The 1,271-nt window shown below is 72.6% G+C and carries 2 protein-coding genes; both read left to right on the top strand.

Translation table 11 applies throughout. The annotated features are described in order from the left end of the window. Window positions 1-459, top strand: a 459-nt coding sequence (locus HRUBRA_RS14530; protein WP_144244495.1) for a glycosyltransferase family 4 protein, incomplete at its 5' end; no start/stop codon positions are given. Further along, the coding region (locus HRUBRA_RS14525) for an inositol monophosphatase family protein (protein ID WP_168139657.1) at window positions 452-1,271 on the top strand (820 nt) is incomplete at its 3' end. The genes HRUBRA_RS14530 and HRUBRA_RS14525, both read left to right, overlap by 8 nt.

Below are 1,271 nucleotides of genomic sequence, written 5' to 3'. Positions count from 1 at the left end.
TGGCAGGCGGTTCTTGCGGGCGCCGGGCGCGATGCTGACTACCGGGATGGTCTCGTGCGGCTGGAGGCAGAGCTCGACCTCTCCGGCCGGGTCCGCCTGGCCGGGCGCGTAGCCGCCGCAGAACTTGCGGAACTCTACCGCCAGGCCAGTCTGTTCGCTCTCGCCACGCGCTACGAGGGCCACGGCATGGTCTTCGACGAGGCCATGACCGTGGGTCTGCCCATTGTGTCCTGTAGGACGGGCGCCGTGCCCGACACCGTTGCGCCCGGCGCCGGGCTTCTCGTTCCCGTGAATGATCCGGCGGCCTTTGCCGCGGCGCTCGCGCAGTTGCTCGATGATCCACGGCGCCGCGCCACCATGGCGGCGGCCTCCGCGGCGGCGGGCGCGGCGCTGCCGGGCTGGAGCGAGACGGTGCAGCAGATCGCCTGCGTTCTCGACTGCGTGGTGTCCCGTGACTGACGCCGCAGTGGCGGAGGATCTGGCGCTGGCGCTGCGCCTCGCCCGGGAGGCCGGCGAATTGCTGCTCGCGCACTGGGCTGAGCGCGCTTCGCTGACGGTGACGGCCAAGGGCGCCGGTGATTTCGTCTCCGAGGCGGACCGCGAGGCCGAGGCCTGGCTGCGCCGCGGGTTCGCCTGTGCCCGGCCCGACGACGGCTGGCTCGGCGAGGAGACTGGGGCGGCGGCGGGTGGCGCGCGGCGCTGGATTGTCGACCCCCTCGATGGCACCACGAACTTTCTCCACGGCCTCGGTCACTGGGCCGTATCCGTGGCTCTTGAGGAGGAGGGTGCGCTGTCGCTCGGCGTGGTTCATGATCCGCTGCGCGGTGAGACCTTTGCCGCGACCCGGGGCTGCGGCGCCACGCTGAACGGGTCGCCCATTGCCGTCGCAGCGGGCGGCGTCATGGCGTCGGCGCTTTTCGGGACGGGGATCCCCTTCGGTGACATGCCGCATATCGATGACCATGCGGCCGATCTTGCGCGGCTGATGCCCGCCTGCGCCGGTGTGCGGCGCCTGGGTGCAGCGGCGCTGGACCTTGCCTACGTGGCCGCCGGGCGCCTCGACGGCTTCTGGGAGCGACGGCTGCAACCCTGGGATATCGCAGCCGGTCTGGTCCTGCTGCGGGAGGCCGGGGCGCGGGTGGAGGGCTGGACGCCGGAGGAGCGGCCCGAAACGAGCGGCACCGTCATCGCTGCCGGCCCCGCGCTCTTTCCCGCCTTTTCGGCCCGCAGCGTGCGTGTGCCGAGGGAAACCGGGGTGCACCCCGCGGCCT

This window comes from Pseudohaliea rubra DSM 19751, assembly GCF_000764025.1.
Taxonomy (GTDB): domain Bacteria; phylum Pseudomonadota; class Gammaproteobacteria; order Pseudomonadales; family Halieaceae; genus Pseudohaliea; species Pseudohaliea rubra.
The sequence above is the reverse complement of the archived record's forward strand: the minus strand, read 5'-3'. Positions and strand labels throughout refer to the sequence as shown.